The sequence below is a fragment of the Streptomyces sp. NPDC016845 genome (assembly GCF_044332585.1).
Classification (GTDB): Bacteria; Actinomycetota; Actinomycetes; order Streptomycetales; family Streptomycetaceae; genus Streptomyces.
In genome coordinates this window covers 478,777-494,626 of record NZ_JBIRPI010000003.1, presented here as the reverse complement: position 1 = coordinate 494,626, position 15,850 = coordinate 478,777, and the positions used below count along the sequence as shown (strand labels likewise).

At 70.3% G+C, this 15,850-nt stretch carries 14 protein-coding genes; 9 read left to right on the top strand and 5 right to left on the bottom strand.

The window, feature by feature from the left end; translation table 11 throughout:
* Positions 1-10: 10 nt before the first annotated feature.
* The 5 genes from ACH4RC_RS12620 to ACH4RC_RS12600 all read left to right on the top strand — a co-directional run bounded on the left by ACH4RC_RS12620 (position 11) and on the right by ACH4RC_RS12600 (position 7,023).
* Positions 11-697 carry a spermidine synthase gene (locus tag ACH4RC_RS12620; RefSeq protein ID WP_398198890.1) on the top strand — a complete coding sequence of 229 codons (687 nt, stop codon included), beginning with the start codon at positions 11-13 and terminating at the stop codon, positions 695-697.
* Between the two features lie 95 nt (positions 698-792).
* A complete protein-coding gene (locus ACH4RC_RS12615; RefSeq protein ID WP_361064207.1) occupies positions 793-1,530 on the top strand; it encodes a response regulator transcription factor in 738 nt (245 codons plus the stop codon).
* Entirely contained in the window at positions 1,527-2,669 is a 1,143-nt protein-coding gene (locus ACH4RC_RS12610; RefSeq protein WP_398198888.1) for an ATP-binding protein, read from the top strand. The genes ACH4RC_RS12615 and ACH4RC_RS12610 overlap by 4 nt, the downstream gene beginning before the upstream one ends.
* A 234-nt stretch (positions 2,670-2,903) precedes the next feature.
* Positions 2,904-6,725, top strand: a complete 3,822-nt coding sequence (locus ACH4RC_RS12605; protein ID WP_398198885.1) for a multifunctional oxoglutarate decarboxylase/oxoglutarate dehydrogenase thiamine pyrophosphate-binding subunit/dihydrolipoyllysine-residue succinyltransferase subunit — start codon at positions 2,904-2,906, stop codon at positions 6,723-6,725.
* A 112-nt stretch (positions 6,726-6,837) separates the two neighbouring features.
* A complete protein-coding gene (locus ACH4RC_RS12600; protein ID WP_030207192.1) occupies positions 6,838-7,023 on the top strand; it encodes a DUF6104 family protein in 186 nt (61 codons plus the stop codon).
* 41 nt (positions 7,024-7,064) lie between these two features.
* On the opposite strand, the gene ACH4RC_RS12595 is transcribed toward ACH4RC_RS12600, so the two are convergent.
* On the bottom strand, positions 7,065-7,901 hold the full coding sequence (locus ACH4RC_RS12595; protein WP_398198883.1) for a hypothetical protein: 837 nt from the start codon (positions 7,899-7,901) through the stop codon (positions 7,065-7,067).
* Between the two features lie 153 nt (positions 7,902-8,054).
* Between ACH4RC_RS12595 and ACH4RC_RS12590 the strand changes: the two genes are divergently transcribed.
* Positions 8,055-8,957 (top strand): DUF4097 family beta strand repeat-containing protein, encoded by a 903-nt coding sequence (locus tag ACH4RC_RS12590; protein WP_398198881.1) that lies wholly within the window; start codon positions 8,055-8,057, stop codon positions 8,955-8,957.
* A 1-nt stretch (position 8,958) separates the two neighbouring features.
* A complete protein-coding gene (locus tag ACH4RC_RS12585; RefSeq protein WP_398198879.1) occupies positions 8,959-9,993 on the top strand; it encodes a helix-turn-helix transcriptional regulator in 1,035 nt (344 codons plus the stop codon).
* A 37-nt stretch (positions 9,994-10,030) separates the two neighbouring features.
* On the opposite strand, the gene ACH4RC_RS12580 is transcribed toward ACH4RC_RS12585, so the two are convergent.
* The 4 genes from ACH4RC_RS12580 to ACH4RC_RS12565 all read right to left on the bottom strand — a co-directional run bounded on the left by ACH4RC_RS12580 (position 10,031) and on the right by ACH4RC_RS12565 (position 13,246).
* Positions 10,031-10,588 carry a Clp protease N-terminal domain-containing protein gene (locus ACH4RC_RS12580; RefSeq protein ID WP_398199204.1) on the bottom strand — a complete coding sequence of 186 codons (558 nt, stop codon included), beginning with the start codon at positions 10,586-10,588 and terminating at the stop codon, positions 10,031-10,033.
* Positions 10,588-10,797 (bottom strand): helix-turn-helix domain-containing protein, encoded by a 210-nt coding sequence (locus tag ACH4RC_RS12575; protein WP_398198877.1) that lies wholly within the window; start codon positions 10,795-10,797, stop codon positions 10,588-10,590. Before ACH4RC_RS12575 ends, ACH4RC_RS12580 begins: the two co-directional genes overlap by 1 nt.
* 133 nt (positions 10,798-10,930) lie before the next feature.
* Entirely contained in the window at positions 10,931-11,893 is a 963-nt protein-coding gene (locus tag ACH4RC_RS12570; RefSeq protein WP_398198876.1) for a zinc-binding dehydrogenase, read from the bottom strand.
* Positions 11,894-12,022: 129 nt separating this feature from the next.
* Entirely contained in the window at positions 12,023-13,246 is a 1,224-nt protein-coding gene (locus ACH4RC_RS12565; RefSeq protein WP_398198873.1) for an NADP-dependent malic enzyme, read from the bottom strand.
* Between the two features lie 576 nt (positions 13,247-13,822).
* Here ACH4RC_RS12565 and ACH4RC_RS12560 point away from each other — a divergent pair.
* Both ACH4RC_RS12560 and ACH4RC_RS12555 read left to right on the top strand, forming a co-directional pair.
* Entirely contained in the window at positions 13,823-14,800 is a 978-nt protein-coding gene (locus ACH4RC_RS12560) for an ABC transporter substrate-binding protein (RefSeq protein WP_398198871.1), read from the top strand.
* Between the two features lie 99 nt (positions 14,801-14,899).
* Positions 14,900-15,835 (top strand): amino acid ABC transporter permease, encoded by a 936-nt coding sequence (locus tag ACH4RC_RS12555; RefSeq protein ID WP_398198868.1) that lies wholly within the window; start codon positions 14,900-14,902, stop codon positions 15,833-15,835.
* Positions 15,836-15,850: the final 15 nt, after the last annotated feature.

Here is a 15,850-nt window from a genome sequence, read left to right as displayed (position 1 = left end):
GAATGGCCGGATGTCCGACAGCATTCTCACCGAACAGCCCGTCGTCCTGGACCGCCGTACGGGCCCGCACGGCGAAGTCGTACTGCGCCGCCACGGCGACCTGCTGCAGATCATCGCCAACGGCACTTTCCTGATGGACACCTCCGACGGCCGCTCCGAGCGGCTCCTCGTCGACGCGGCGCTCGCCGGACTGCCCCCGGAGCGCCCCGCCCCGGGCCTGCTCGTCGGCGGGCTCGGCGTCGGGTTCTCCCTGGCCCACGCCGCGACAGAGCCGCGCTGGGGCCGGATCACCGTGGTCGAGCGCGAGCGGGCGATCATCGACTGGCACCGCGGAGGAGCGCTCCGGCACCTCTCCGCCGAGGCGCTCGCCGACCCCCGTACGGAGATCGTCGAGGCCGACCTCGTACGGCATCTGCACGAGACGTCCGCCACGTACGACGCGCTCTGCCTGGACATCGACAACGGCCCGGACTGGACCGTCACCGAGGACAACGACAGCCTCTACTCCCCCGCCGGGCTCGCCGCCTGCCACGCCCGCCTCAACCCCGGCGGCGTGCTCGCCGTCTGGTCCGCACAGCCGTCCGCAAATTTCGAAGGAACCTTGCGGAATGCCGGATTCCGGGCGGTCCGCACCGAAGAGATCCCCGTTGTCCGAGGCGTACCCGACGTGGTGCACCTCGCAGTACGGGCCGCGTAGCCGACCGGCGGTAACTCCCCGTACGCTGACGTCCGAAACCCAGATCATTCAAGCGTCAAGCGCGCCAGGACCGGTGCGCATTCAGGGGCGGGGCGATGGAGCAGACACACACCTCCCACAACGGCAGCACGGCGACCCCGGGCGCCCAGCGCCGGGTTCTGGTCGTCGAGGACGACCCCACGATCGTGGACGCCATCGCCGCCCGGCTACGGGCCGAGGGATTCCTCGTGCAAACCGCACAGGACGGTCCCTCGGCGGTCGACACGGCCGAGGCCTGGCAGCCCGACCTGCTGATCCTCGACATCATGCTGCCCGGCTTCGACGGGCTCGAGGTCTGCCGCCGCGTGCAGGCGCAGCGGCCGGTGCCGGTCATGATGCTGACCGCGCGCGACGACGAGACGGACATGCTCGTCGGGCTCGGCGTCGGTGCCGACGACTACATGACCAAGCCGTTCTCCATGCGGGAGCTGGCCGCGCGGGTCCACGTCCTGCTCCGCCGGGTCGAGCGGGCGGCCCTCGCCGCCGCGACCCCGCGCAGCGGCATCCTGCGCCTCGGCGAGCTGGAGATCGACCACGCCCAGCGCCGGGTCCGGGTCAGGAGCGAGGACGTGCACCTCACCCCGACCGAGTTCGACCTGCTCGTCTGCCTGGCGAACACCCCGCGCGCGGTCCTCTCCCGCGAGCAGCTGCTCGCCGAGGTCTGGGACTGGGCCGACGCCTCCGGCACCCGTACGGTCGACAGCCACATCAAGGCGCTGCGCCGCAAGATCGGTGCTGAGCGGATCCGCACCGTGCACGGTGTCGGCTACGCGCTGGAGACGCCGACGCCATGAGCGGCGGGGACCGGACACCGCATGCCCGCGCCGCGCGCCCGCACCCCATCGGCCCGCACTGGGCGACGGGCGGTCTGCGCCCCTTCTCGATCAAGGCGAAGCTCGGCACGCTCGTCGTCGTCTCCGTCTTCATCACCACGGGCCTGATCATGGTCGCGATGTACACGGCGACGGAGCTGCGCTTCATCACCGTGTTCTCGATCATCGCGACGCTGCTCATCACGCAGTTCGTGGCGCACAGCCTCACCGCGCCGCTCGACGAGATGAGCACGGTGGCCCGCTCCATCTCCAACGGCGACTACACGCGCCGCGTGCGCGGCGCGGACCGCCGCGACGAGCTGGGCGACCTCGCGGTGACCATCAACCGCATGGCCGACGAGCTGGCCGCGCAGGACCTCCAGCGCAAAGAGCTGGTCGCCAACGTCTCGCACGAGCTGCGCACCCCGATCGCGGGGCTCCGCGCGGTCCTGGAGAACGTGGTGGACGGCGTCATGGCCGCCGACCCCGAGACGATGCGCACCGCCCTGAAACAGACGGAGCGCCTCGGCCGCCTCGTGGAGACCCTCCTGGACCTGTCCCGTCTGGACAACGGCGTCGTGCCGCTCAAGGCGCGCCGCTTCGAGGTCTGGCCGTACCTGTCGGGTGTGCTCAAGGAGGCGAACATGGCGGTCTCGCAGCGCGCGGGCATCGCCTCCGGCTCCGGTACTCATACGCGTACGGACGTCCACCTGCATCTGGACGTCTCACCGCCGGAACTTACGGCCCACGCCGACCCGGAGCGCATCCACCAGGTCGTGGCGAACCTCATCGACAACGCGGTGAAGCACTCCCCGGCCCACGGCCGCGTCACCGTACGCGCGCGGCGCGGGCTGACCCCCGAGTCCCTGGAGCTGGAGGTGCTCGACGAGGGGCCCGGTATCCCCGAGTCGGAGTGGCACCGGGTGTTCGAGCGTTTCAACCGGGGCAACGCCGGACACTCGGCGAACGGCAAGGGTGACGGTGGCACGGGTCTCGGCCTCGCCATCGCCCGCTGGGCCGTGGACCTGCACGGCGGCAAGATCCGCGTGGCCGAATCGGCGCGCGGATGCCGGATCAAGGTCACTCTTCCGGGACAGGCCGGGACCGCAAAGTTGACGTAGGGTTTCGGTCAGGCGGAGGTCAAGCCGCGCCCAGTCGCGCCCAGTGCGCCGGGCGCGCGGTCGAACGTACGTAAACCCCGGTTGTTTCCCGCCATTTCGCGGCCCGAAACCCGATCTCCAGTGTGACTTACGCGACGGATCACCGGCCCGGTCTGCACGTCCCGCTCTTGGAGGCGTAGCCTTTATTCCCGCTGTCCATCACCTTGTGAGAAGCGGAAGAGGGCGGTTACCGCCGTGTCGCCACAGTCCCCCAGTAACCCGAGCATCTCGACCGAGACCGACCAAGCCGAGCAGGGCAAGAGCCCTGCCGCCGCCTTCGGTCCCAATGAGTGGCTCGTCGACGAGATCTATCAGCAGTACCTCCAGGACCCGAATTCGGTCGACCGAGCCTGGTGGGACTTCTTCGCCGACTACAAGCCCGGTGCCGCAGCCACGGGGGCTGCGCCGACTGAGCCTGTGAAGACACCGGCCCAGAAGGCCGGGACCCAGGCCCCGGCTGCGCCCGCTCAGGCCGCTCCCGCCGCGCCGGCGCCCGCCAGGGCCGCCGAGCCCGCGAAGCCCGCCGCCGCGCCCGCTCAGTCGGCGCCCGCGAAGCCCGCTCAGTCGGCGCCCGCCGCCGCGAAGGCCGCCCCCGCTCCCGCCGCCCCCGCTCCGAAGAAGGCTGAACAAGTGACGACCGAGGCCCCCGCCGGCCCCGAGCTCGTGACGCTGCGCGGTCCCGCCGCCGCCGTCGCGAAGAACATGAACGCCTCCATCGAGGTCCCCACGGCCACGTCCGTGCGCGCCGTCCCGGTGAAGCTGCTGTTCGACAACCGCATCGTCATCAACAACCACCTCAAGCGCGCCCGCGGCGGGAAGATCTCCTTCACGCACCTCATCGGGTACGCCATGGTGCAGGCCATCAAGGCCATGCCGTCGATGAACTACTCCTTCGCGGTGAAGGACGGCAAGCCGACGCTGGTCAAGCCGGAGCACATCAACTTCGGCCTCGCGATCGACCTGGTGAAGCCCAACGGCGACCGTCAGCTGGTCGTCGCGGGCATCAAGAAGGCCGAGACGCTGAACTTCTTCGAGTTCTGGCAGGCCTACGAGGACATCGTCCGCCGCGCGCGCGACGGCAAGCTCGGCATGGACGACTTCACCGGCGTCACGGTCTCCCTGACCAACCCCGGCGGCCTCGGCACCGTGCACTCCGTGCCGCGTCTGATGCCCGGACAGTCGGTCATCATGGGCGTCGGCTCGATGGACTACCCGGCGGAGTTCCAGGGCACCTCCCAGGACACCCTGAACAAGCTCGGCATCTCGAAGGTCATGACGCTCACGTCGACCTACGACCACCGGGTCATCCAGGGCGCCGCCTCCGGCGAGTTCCTGCGCGTCGTCGCCAACCTGCTCCTCGGCGAGCAGGGCTTCTACGACGAGATCTTCAAGGCGCTGCGCATCCCCTACGAGCCGGTCCGCTGGCTCAAGGACATCGACGCGTCGCACGACGACGACGTCACGAAGGCCGCCCGCGTCTTCGAGCTGATCCACTCCTACCGGGTCCGCGGCCACGTCATGGCCGACACCGACCCGCTGGAGTACCAGCAGCGCAAGCACCCCGACCTGGACATCACCGAGCACGGCCTCACCCTGTGGGACCTGGAGCGCGAGTTCGCCGTCGGCGGCTTCGCCGGCAAGTCGATGATGAAGCTGCGCGACATCCTCGGCGTGCTGCGCGACTCGTACTGCCGCACCACAGGCGTCGAGTTCATGCACATCCAGGACCCCAAGCAGCGCAAGTGGATCCAGGACCGCATCGAGCGCGCGCACTCCAAGCCGGAGCGCGAGGAGCAGCTGCGCATCCTGCGCCGGCTGAACTCGGCCGAGGCGTTCGAGACGTTCCTGCAGACGAAGTACGTCGGCCAGAAGCGCTTCTCCCTGGAGGGCGGCGAGTCCGTCATCCCGCTGCTCGACGCGGTCATCGACTCCGCCGCCGAGGCCCGCCTCGACGAGGTCGTCATCGGCATGGCCCACCGCGGCCGCCTGAACGTGCTCGCGAACATCGTCGGCAAGTCGTACGCGCAGATCTTCCGCGAGTTCGAGGGCAACCTCGACCCGAAGTCGATGCACGGCTCCGGCGACGTCAAGTACCACCTGGGCGCCGAGGGCACCTTCACCGGCCTGGACGGCGAGCAGATCAAGGTCTCGCTCGCGGCCAACCCGTCCCACCTGGAGACGGTCGACCCGGTCATCGAGGGCATCGTCCGCGCCAAGCAGGACATCATCAACAAGGGCGGCACCGACTTCACCGTCCTGCCGGTCGCCCTGCACGGTGACGCGGCCTTCGCGGGCCAGGGTGTGGTCGCCGAGACGCTCAACATGTCGCAGCTGCGCGGCTACCGCACGGGCGGCACGGTCCACATCGTCATCAACAACCAGGTCGGCTTCACCGCCGCCCCGGAGTCCTCGCGCTCCTCCATGTACGCCACCGACGTGGCCCGCATGATCGAGGCGCCGATCTTCCACGTGAACGGTGACGACCCCGAGGCCGTCGTCCGCGTCGCCCGGCTCGCCTTCGAGTTCCGCCAGGCGTTCAACAAGGACGTCGTGATCGACCTCATCTGCTACCGCCGCCGCGGTCACAACGAGTCGGACAACCCGGCGTTCACGCAGCCGCTGATGTACGACCTGATCGACAAGAAGCGCTCGGTGCGCAAGCTCTACACCGAGTCCCTCATCGGTCGCGGCGACATCACCCTGGAAGAGGCCGAGCAGGCGCTCCAGGACTTCCAGGGCCAGCTCGAGAAGGTCTTCACCGAGGTCCGCGAGGCCGTCGCGCAGCCGGGCGAGGTCCAGATGCCCGAGCCGCAGGCCGAGTTCCCGGTGCCGGTGCAGACGGCGATCTCCCAGGAGGTCGTCAAGCGCATCGCCGAGTCCCAGGTCAACATCCCGGACAACGTCACGGTGCACCCTCGTCTGCTGCCGCAGCTGCAGCGCCGCGCCTCGATGATCGAGGACGGGACGATCGACTGGGGCATGGGCGAGACCCTCGCCGTCGGCTCCCTGCTCCTGGAGGGCACCCCGGTGCGCCTCTCGGGCCAGGACTCGCGCCGCGGCACCTTCGGCCAGCGCCACGCCGTCCTCATCGACCGGCAGACCGGCGAGGACTACACGCCGCTGCTGTACCTGTCGCCCGAGCAGGCCCGCTACAACGTCTACGACTCGCTGCTCTCCGAGTACGCGGTCATGGGCTTCGAGTACGGCTACTCGCTCGCGCGTCCCGAGTCCCTCGTGATGTGGGAAGCGCAGTTCGGTGACTTCGTCAACGGCGCGCAGACGGTCGTCGACGAGTACATCTCGGCCGCCGAGCAGAAGTGGGGCCAGACGAGCGGTGTGACGCTGCTCCTCCCCCACGGCTACGAGGGCCAGGGCCCGGACCACTCCTCGGCCCGTGTCGAGCGCTTCCTCCAGCTGTGCGCGCAGAACAACATGACGGTCGCCATGCCTACGCTGCCGTCGAACTACTTCCACCTCCTGCGGTGGCAGGTGCACAACCCGCACCACAAGCCGCTGGTGGTCTTCACCCCGAAGTCGATGCTGCGCCTCAAGGCCGCCGCGTCGAAGGTGGAGGAGTTCACGTCGGGCGGCTTCCGTCCGGTCATCGGCGACGAGTCGGTCGAGGCGAGCGCGGTCCGCAAGGTCGTCTTCGTCGCGGGCAAGCTGTACTACGACCTCGAGGCCGAGCGGAAGAAGAGCGGCATCACGGACACCGCGATCATCCGCGTCGAGCGCCTGTACCCGCTGCCGGGTGCCGAGCTCCAGGCGGAGATCGCCAAGTACCCGAACGCCGAGAAGTACCTGTGGGCGCAGGAGGAGCCGGCGAACCAGGGTGCCTGGCCGTTCATCGCGCTCAACCTGATCGACCACCTGGACCTGGCCGTCGGTGCCGACATCCCGGGCGCCGAGCGTCTGCGGCGCATCTCGCGCCCGCACGGCTCGTCCCCGGCGGTCGGCTCCGCCAAGCGCCACCAGGCCGAGCAGGAGCAGCTCGTGCGCGAGGTGTTCGAGGCGTAAGCGCTTCGCTCTCCGTACAGGGCCGCATCCCCGTCAGGGGGTGCGGCCCTGCCGCGTATCGGCCGCGCACCTGCCGCGTATCGGTCGCACACCTGCCGCATATCCTGGGGGTATGTACTTCACGGACCGTGGCATCGAAGAGCTGGAGAAGCGGCGCGGCGAGGAGGAGGTCACCTTCGAGTGGCTCGCCGAGCAGCTCCGTACGTTCGTCGATCTCAACCCGGACTTCGAGGTGCCGGTGGAGCGCCTGGCGACGTGGCTGGCGCGCCTGGACGACGACGAGGACGACGAGGAGTAGATCCTCAGGTTCTCCGGTTCGCTACGGGCTTCCGCGCGGCGTCAGTCGCGGCCCGCGCGCACCCTGTCGTACGCGAGTCCGAGCGCGCCGTGCACGAGCAGCAGGCCGCCCGCCGTGAGCCAGCCGCCGCTGCGCCGCCGTGCGCCGTACGCCGTGAGCGGTACCCCGGCCGCCAGCTGGGCGGCGGCCAGGCAGCGCCCTCTGGGGCCGCGCATCCAGGGGCCGATGCCGGTGGTCTCCACGACGTCCAGCTCGGCGTGGACGGCGTCGCGCCAGCCAGGCCACTCGATGCTCTGGGCGCCGCCCTGGGCGAGCGCGGCCTCGCGCAGCCGGTCGGCCGGTTCGCCGGGGGCGAGGCCCGGGGGCAGGGTCAGGCCGGTACGGGTGAGGATCGCGAGCAGGCCGCGCAGCCGGGCACGGGCGTCCGCCTCGGTGCCGGGCGTGGTCAGCACATCAAGGGACTGCATGTCGAGCACCGGGTCGAGGCCGAGGCGGGCGGCGAAGGTGCGCATGGCCTCCTCCTCGCCGACCGGCGTGCCGTTCGCGAGCCACTCGTAGCCGACGGGCCGGCGGAAGCCGGACGCGAGCGTGAAGCCGCTGCGCTCCGCGTCCCACCACAGGGCGAGCACCGGCCAGGGCGCGCCGACGGCGAGCGCGCCCGCCCAGCCGCCGAGGACCCGGTCCACGACCTCGCCGGATTCGCCGACGCCGTCCGTCGCGGCCCGCCACGGCTCTCCCTCGGGGACGAGCACGCTCCACTCCGTCCCGGCGCGGGTGAGCAGCATCCGCTGGCGGAGCAGGCGGGCGGCTGGGCCGACGACGTCGGGTTCGGCGCGGCAGAGCAGCAGGGCACCGGTGGCGGAGCGCGGGGACGGCATGGCTCCACGCTAAGACAATTCCGTCACTTACCGCCATAAATGCCGTAGTCACCACGTCCGCCGGTCGCGACAGTCTTGACTTCCCGTGCCCGCGATATATCGTGTTGAACAGAGGACGCGATATGGCGCGTTCGCTCCGGAGGAGGTCGCACCATGTCCGAGTGGTCCGTCGCGGAGCCGCAGAAACTCGTCTTCGACGAGCGGGTGACGGCTCTGCACGTGCGCGTCGTGAACGGCACGGTGAACGTGGTGGGCACGGAGGAGGACTCCGCCCGCCTCGAGGTCTCCGAGATCGAGGGGCCGCCGCTGCGCGTCACGCAGGAGGGCGGCACGCTCACCGTCGCCTATGACGACCTGCCCTGGAAGGGCTTCCTCAAGTGGCTCGACCGCAAGGGCTGGCACCGCAGCGCGGTCGTCTCGCTGGCCGTGCCGAGCGGCACGCGGGTCGAGGTCGGTGTGGTGGGCGCGGGCGCGGTCGTCTCCGGCGTCGACGGACGCACCGAGGTGAAGGGCGTCACCGGCGACACCACGCTCGTGGGCGTCACAGGGCCGGTGCGCACCAGCACGGTCTCCGGCAGCGTCGAGGCGCAGGCGGTCACCGGCGACCTGCGGTTCGGTTCGGTCTCGGGCGATCTGACGGTCGTCGAGGGCTCGGGCTCGTTCGTGAAGGCGGACACCGTCAGCGGATCGATGATCGTCGACCTGGACCCCTCGGGCCCCACGGACGTGGCCCTGACGAGCGTCTCCGGCGAGATAGCCATCCGCATCCCGCACCCGGCGGACACAAAGGTCGAGGCGAACACCGCGAGCGGAGCGGTGTCCAACGCCTTCGACGGGCTGCGCGTCTCCGGGCAGTGGGGCGCCCACAAGATCACCGGCCGTCTCGGCGCGGGCACCGGCACCCTGCGGGCGACCACGGTCTCCGGTTCGATCGCGCTGCTGCGCAGGCCGCCGGGCGAGGACGACGGCCCCGCGACTCCTGCCCCTGCCCCCGACGCCGACGCCCCTGCCCCCGACGCCGACGCCTCCGCTCCCGCCGACAAGAAGGTGCTCTGACATGCCTCCCGTCTTCGCCCACGGCCGCCTGCGCCTCTACCTCCTCAAGCTCCTCGACGAGGCCCCGCGCCACGGCTACGAGGTGATCCGCCTCTTGGAGGAGCGCTTCCAGGGGCTCTACGCGCCTTCGGCGGGCACGGTCTACCCGCGCCTGGCCAAGCTGGAGTCCGAGGGCCTCGTCACCCACACCACCGAGGGCGGCCGCAAGGTGTACGCGATCACCGACGCGGGCCGCGCCGAACTGGCCGACCGCAGCGGCGAACTGGCCGACCTGGAGCTGGAGATCCGCGAGTCGGTCGCCGAGCTGGCCGCCGAGATCCGGGACGACGTGCGCGGTGCGGCGGGCGATCTGCGCCGCGAGGTCCGCGCCGCCACCTCCCAGACGCGCGGCACCCGTGGCGGTCCGGCGCCGGACCTGAGCAGCCTCATGGACTTCACCGACAAGGAGTCCTGGCGCACCGCCAAGGAGGAGCTGCGCCGCGCGAAGCAGGAGTGGAAGGAGCAGGCTCGGCGCGCCAAGGACGAGAGCCGCCGGGCGCGCGAGGAGGCCCAGCGGGCGCGCCGCCAGGCCAAGGAGACGCAGGACAAGGTGCGGGCGCAGGCGCAGGACGAGTTCCAGCGGATGGCCCAGCGAGTGCAGGACCAGGTGCAGGACCACTTCGCGCGGGGCGACTGGCCGTCGGGCGTCCGGGAGGGTCTGTCCGAGCTGGCCAAGGAGTTCGGCGAGTTCGGCAGGAACTTCGGCAAGGACTTCGGGGCCCCGGCTTCCGCCCCGGCTTCGGCTGCGGAGAAGGAGCCGACGTACCGTCCGGCGTCGGAGAAGGTGGCGGCGGAGTACGTCCCGTCGTGGGCGAGAGAAGACTCCACCGGCGACCCGGCCCGCGACCTCGACCGCCTCCTCGACCGCTTCCGCGACGACATCCGCGACACGGCCCGCGACCAGGGAGTCTCCGAGGACCAGGTCCGCACGGCCCGGGACCATCTGTCGGAGGCGGCGGCACGGATCACGGGGGCGCTGCGGACACCGAAGGGGTGAGGCCAGCAGGGCCGGCCCTGGGGAGGCGGCCCGGGGTTCAGCCCGCCGCCGCCTCCCCGCGCCCGTAGAGCACCCGCTCCACCGCCGGCACCGTCACCCCGTGCCCGGCCAGGGTCTCGGAGGCGATACCGGGCCGGGCCGCCAGGGCGAGGAGGAGGTGTTCGTCGCCGATCGCGCGGTCGTGATGGGCCAGGGCCATGCGCAGGGACGACTCCAGAACGCCCTTGGCCTCCTTGGCGAAGGGGCGCCGCCCGAGGAGGCGACGGCCCCCGCTCAGCGCCCCGACACCGTGGGCCTCCTCGACCCGGGCGACGATCGCGTCCACGTCGATGCCGAGCCCGGAGAGGGCTTCGGCGTCGGCCTGGCTCAGTCCGGCGCGGCGGCGTGCGGTGAGCAGCGCCTCGCCGATCGCCGCCCGCTTGCCCTCGGCGTCCACACCGAGTGCGCCGAGAGCGAAGGAGCCCCGGGTGCCACGGGCGTCGAGAACCGCGAGGAGCAGGTGGCCCTCGTCGACGTGCGGTGCGCGTTCCCGCTCCGCGTGGGTGACGGCGCCCTTGACCACGTCCCTGGCGCCTTCGGTGAACCGCTCGAACATCATCGCCTCCCGTACTTCTTGTGCACGGCCTGCCTGCTGACCCCGAGCTCGCCCGCGATCTCCTGCCACGACCAGCCCTGATTGCGCGCGCTGCGCACCTGTACCGCTTCCAGTTGCTCGAGCAGCCGCCGCAGCGCGGCGACGGACCGCAGTCCGACGCGCGGGTCGGGGGCGCCTGCCTGCTCGGCGAGATTCGTGGCCTCGGTCATGGTGTCAATGTAGGTTGACACCCCTCCGACGTCAACCCGAGTTGACATCGACGCCGCGAAAAAGGGGCGCCTCGGCGCCCCTTCCCCGGCCCGTCGCCCGGCCCGTCGGTCAGGCGGCCAGTCGGTCAGACGGTCAGACGGTCAGTACGACCTTCCCGAACAGCTCCCCGCCCGCCATCTTCTGGAACCCGTCCCGCGCCCGGTCCAGCGGCAGCGTCTCGTCGATGACGGGCCGCACCCCGGTCGCCGCGCAGAAGGACAGCAGGTCCTCCAGCTCGTCCTTGGAGCCCATCGTCGAGCCGACGACCTTCAGCTCCAGGAAGAAGATGCGGTTCAGCTCGGCGGACTTCGGGCTCGGCCCGCTGGTCGCACCGGAGATGACCAGCGTGCCGCCCGGCTTGAGCGACTTGACGGAGTGCGACCAGGTCGCGGCGCCGACCGTCTCGATCACGGCGTCCACCCGCTGCGACAGCCGCGCCCCGGACTCGACGGCCTCGACGGCGCCGAGTTCAAGGGCGCGCTTGCGCTTGGCCTCGTCGCGGCTGGTGGCGAAGACCCGTAGACCGGCGGCCTTGCCGAGGACGATCGCGGCCGTGGCGACACCGCCGCCCGCGCCCTGCACGAGCACCGAATCGCCCGGCCGTACGCCCGCGTTGGTGAAGAGCATCCGGTACGCGGTCAGCCACGCCGTCGGCAGGCACGCGGCCTCCTCGAAGGAGAGCTCCTTGGGCTTCGGCAGCACGTTCCACTCAGGGACCGTGACCTGCTCGGCGAAGGTGCCCTGGTACTTCTCGGTGAGGATGGAGCGGCCCTCGCGGGGGCCGACGCCGTACCCGGTCTGCCCGATGACGGAGTGGAGCACGACCTCGTTGCCGTCGCGGTCGATGCCGGCGGCGTCGCAGCCCAGGATCATGGGCAGCGCCTCCTCGCCGAGCCCGACCCCGCGCAGGGACCAGAGGTCGTGGTGGTTGAGGGAGGCGGCCTTGACGTTCACGGTGGTCCAGCCGGGCCGGTCCTGGGGGGCGGGCCGCTCCCCCAACTCCAGTCCGTTCAGCGGCTGGTCACGGTCGATGCGGGCGGCATAGGCGGCGAACATGACCTTGACGATAGGCGTCGGACAGGGGCCGGGGAACCACCTCCGCCTGTGACACACGTCCTGTGGACACCGTGGCGGCGGGCAAGGGAAAGGCCCCGCCGTCGGCGGGGCCTTTTCGCGGAGCAGTGCTCAGCGTCGCGCGACGCCCTCGGCCCGGGCGGCCGCGGCCACGGCCGCCGTCACCGCCGGCGCCACCCGCTCGTCGAACGGCGACGGGATGACGTACTCGGCGGACAGGTCGTCGCCGACCACGGAGGCCAGCGCCTCGGCCGCGGCGATCTTCATCGTCTCGGTGATCCGCGAGGCCCGCACCTGCAGCGCGCCCGCGAAGATCCCCGGGAACGCGAGGACGTTGTTGATCTGGTTCGGGAAGTCCGAGCGCCCGGTCGCGACGACGGCCGCGTACTTGTGGGCGACGTCGGGGTGCACCTCGGGGTTCGGGTTGGCCATCGCGAAGACGAAGGCGCCCGGCGCCATCGAGGCGACCGCGGCCTCCGGGACCGTACCGCCGGAGACGCCGATGTAGACGTCGGCGCCCGCGAGGGCGTCCGCCAGGGAACCGGCGAGGCCGGCCTTGTTGGTGATCTCCGCCAGCTCGCGCTTGACCGCGGTGAGGTCCTCGCGGTCGCGGCTGACGATGCCCTTGCGGTCGGTGACCGCGACATCGCCGAGCCCCGCCTCCAGGAGGAACTTGGCGATGGCGACACCCGCCGCACCGGCGCCGGAGATCACGGCGCGCAGCTCGCCGAGCGTACGGCCGCTGAGCCGGGCCGCGTTCTTCAGCGCGGCCAGCGTGACGACGGCCGTGCCGTGCTGGTCGTCGTGGAAGACGGGGATGTCGAGCTTCTCCTGGAGCCTGCGCTCGATCTCGAAGCAGCGCGGCGCCGAGATGTCCTCCAGGTTGACGCCGCCGAAGGACGGGGCGAGCCGCACGACGGTGTCGACGATCTCGTCCACGTCGGTCGTCGCGAGCGCGAGCGGCACCGCGTCCACGCCGCCGAACTGCTTGAAGAGGATGGCCTTGCCCTCCATCACCGGGAGGGACGCCTCGGGGCCGATGTCGCCGAGGCCGAGCACGGCCGTGCCGTCGGTGACGACGGCCACGACGCTCGACTTCCACGTGTAGTCGTGGACGAGCTCCGGCTGCTCCGCGATCGCGCTGCACACCTTCGCGACGCCGGGCGTGTACGCCAGGGACAGGTCGTCCTTGTCGCGGACCGGCACGGTGGCCTGCACGGCCATCTTGCCGCCGCGGTGCAGGGCGAACGCAGGATCGAAGGGATCGGCGAGGTCGCTGCTGCCTTCGGTGCCGGTACCGCTGTCGCTGCGAGGATTGACGATCTCCGCTGCCACTTGTCTTACCCCTTAGGTTCTGAACATCAGGTGAGGGTGGATCCGCTCCTGGTTGAGGAGCGGGCGGGCACCGCGTACGCCCCACTCGGTTCCTGTTGGGGAACCGCTGCACAGGTGCGTACACGACGGGCGCGCCGCACGCGCGCCCTGAGCCCCGGATGAGGGGTGTAAAGAACCTTCTTACCCGACGGAACAGGGTGCGGACGACCCCATACGTGATCGATCACAGCCCGGTGACATGACTCATAGCCGAATATGTGGACAAGTCCTCAACTCGCGCTCGACGTCCGCCGGACAGCGGTTCAAATGGTGAGACGTCGGGCGATCCGCCGGAGATTTTCCCGCCGTCACGCGGCGGACCCGCAGATGATGCGGCCCCATGCACCGTGATGAGCCACCGCGTTGGCCGTCTTGGCGGACCTGTTATCCGATTTTGACATCACCGACCCCCAACGGCTGCCCGTCCGAATGGCAAGATGCCGTCATCGCACGTCGTCGCACGAGGTCGCGACACCCGAAGGTGTGTGCTCAGGCGACCGAACGCCAACTCCACCCATCCCGCCGGAGGACCCCACCATGACCGCAAGCACCACCCGTCGTACGACCGCGAATTCCGCGAAGTCCCGGATAGCCGCGGTCGGCGCGATCGCGGTCGCCGGCGCCCTGCTGCTGACCGGCTGCGGTGACCAGACGAAGTCGAAGGACGACGACTCGTCCTCCGCGTCGGGCTCGTCGAAGTCCGCGCCGCTCGCCGACAAGCTGCCCGCGCAGATCCGCGACAAGGGCGTCATCAACGTCGGCTCGGACATCGCCTACGCACCCGTCGAGTACAAGGACGACTCGGGCAAGGCGGTCGGTATCGACCCGGACATCGCCGCGGCGCTCGGCAAGCAGCTCGGCGTGGAGTTCAACTTCCAGAACGGCAAGTTCGCCGACCTCGTGGGCGGCCTCGCCTCCAAGCGCTACGACATCGCCATGTCGGCCATGACGGACACCAAGGACCGGCAGAACGGCATCGACAGCGACACCGGCAAGAAGGTCGGCAAGGGCGTCGACTTCGTCGACTACTTCACCGCGGGCGTCTCGCTCTACACCAACAAGGGCGACGACCAGGGGATCAAGACCTGGGACGACCTGTGCGGCAAGACGATCGCCGTGCAGACGGCGACCTTCTCCCAGGACCTCGCCAAGGACCAGGCGAAGAAGTGCGCCAAGGACGGCAAGAAGGCCCTGAAGGTCGAGGACTTCGCCACCAACCCGGAGGCCGAGACCCGGATGCGCTCCAAGGGCGCCGACGTCGTCTCCGCGGACTACCCGATCGCCGCGTACTCGGTGAAGAAGTCCGGCGGCGGCAAGTACTTCGAGATCGTCGGCGACCAGGTCGAGGCGGGCCCCTACGGCATCGCCGTCGCCAAGGACAACACGCAGCTGCGCGACGCCCTCCAGGCCGCCATGACCGAGATCATCAAGAGCGGCGAGTACAAGAAGATCATCGCGAAGTGGGGCGTCGACGACGGCGCCGTCACCGAGTCGAAGATCAACGGTGGTTCCTGACCCCTGTCACCCCTGCCCTTCCGGCGCTCCGACGGGCCCCTGCCCTTCTGACACTCCGACGGGCTTCTCCACTCTGACGGGATTTGAAAGGCACCACCCATGACTCCACCTCTCAGCAAGGCGAACGAGCCCGCGGACAGCGCGTCCGCGGGCGCCCCGCCGGAGGCCATCAAGGCCATCCCGGTGCGCCACCCGGGCCGCTACGTGTCCGCGGTCGTCGCCCTGGCGCTGCTCGGCGCCATCGTCTACGCCTTCTCCAAAGGCAAGATCGAGTGGGGCACGATCCCCGACTACTTCTTCGACGACCGGGTCCTCACCGGCGTCGGGAAGACGCTCGAACTGACCGTCCTCTCCATGCTCATCGGCATCGTCGGCGGCATCGTCCTCGCCGTGATGCGCATGTCGAAGAACCCGGTGACCAGCACCATCGCCTGGTTCTACATCTGGTTCTTCCGCGGCACGCCGGTCCTGGTCCAGCTGTTCATCTGGTTCAACCTGGGCCTGGTCTTCGAGTACATCAACCTCGGGCCGATCTACAAGGACTACTGGTCCTCGTTCATGACCCCGCTGCTGACCGCGCTCCTCGGGCTCGGACTCAACGAGGCCGCGTACATGGCGGAGATCTGCCGCTCGGGCCTGCTCGCCGTCGACGAGGGGCAGACCGAGGCCGCGCACGCGCTCGGCATGAGCCACTCCAAGACCCTGCGCCGCATCGTGATCCCGCAGGCCATGCGCGTGATCGTGCCGCCCACGGGCAACGAGGTCATCAACATGCTGAAGACGACCTCGCTCGTCTCGGCGGTGCAGTTCCTCGACCTGTTCAAGGTGGCCTCCGACATCGGCCAGTCGGCCGCCTCCACGGTGGAGATGTACTTCCTGGCCGCCGCCTGGTACCTGGTCCTCACCTCGATCTTCAGCGTCGGGCAGTACTACATCGAGCGGTACTACGCGCGCGGCACGTCCCGTTCGCTGCCCCCGACCCCGCTGCAGCGCCTGCGCACCGTCGTCGGCCGCCCGAACGGAGGCACGGCATGAACACCCCGGAGAAGG

Coding starts and splice junctions, on each gene's coding strand:
- ACH4RC_RS12590 (WP_398198881.1), top strand. CDS start 8,055: ATGTCCGAGTGGTCCGTCGCGGAGCCGCAGAAACTCGTCTTCGACGAG.
- ACH4RC_RS12595 (WP_398198883.1), bottom strand. CDS start 7,901: ATGCCGTCCCCGCGCTCCGCCACCGGTGCCCTGCTGCTCTGCCGCGCC.
- ACH4RC_RS12615 (WP_361064207.1), top strand. CDS start 793: ATGGAGCAGACACACACCTCCCACAACGGCAGCACGGCGACCCCGGGC.
- ACH4RC_RS12575 (WP_398198877.1), bottom strand. CDS start 10,797: ATGACCGAGGCCACGAATCTCGCCGAGCAGGCAGGCGCCCCCGACCCG.
- ACH4RC_RS12620 (WP_398198890.1), top strand. CDS start 11: ATGTCCGACAGCATTCTCACCGAACAGCCCGTCGTCCTGGACCGCCGT.
- ACH4RC_RS12610 (WP_398198888.1), top strand. CDS start 1,527: ATGAGCGGCGGGGACCGGACACCGCATGCCCGCGCCGCGCGCCCGCAC.
- ACH4RC_RS12560 (WP_398198871.1), top strand. CDS start 13,823: ATGACCGCAAGCACCACCCGTCGTACGACCGCGAATTCCGCGAAGTCC.
- ACH4RC_RS12585 (WP_398198879.1), top strand. CDS start 8,959: ATGCCTCCCGTCTTCGCCCACGGCCGCCTGCGCCTCTACCTCCTCAAG.
- ACH4RC_RS12570 (WP_398198876.1), bottom strand. CDS start 11,893: ATGTTCGCCGCCTATGCCGCCCGCATCGACCGTGACCAGCCGCTGAAC.
- ACH4RC_RS12555 (WP_398198868.1), top strand. CDS start 14,900: ATGACTCCACCTCTCAGCAAGGCGAACGAGCCCGCGGACAGCGCGTCC.
- ACH4RC_RS12580 (WP_398199204.1), bottom strand. CDS start 10,588: ATGTTCGAGCGGTTCACCGAAGGCGCCAGGGACGTGGTCAAGGGCGCC.
- ACH4RC_RS12600 (WP_030207192.1), top strand. CDS start 6,838: ATGTACTTCACGGACCGTGGCATCGAAGAGCTGGAGAAGCGGCGCGGC.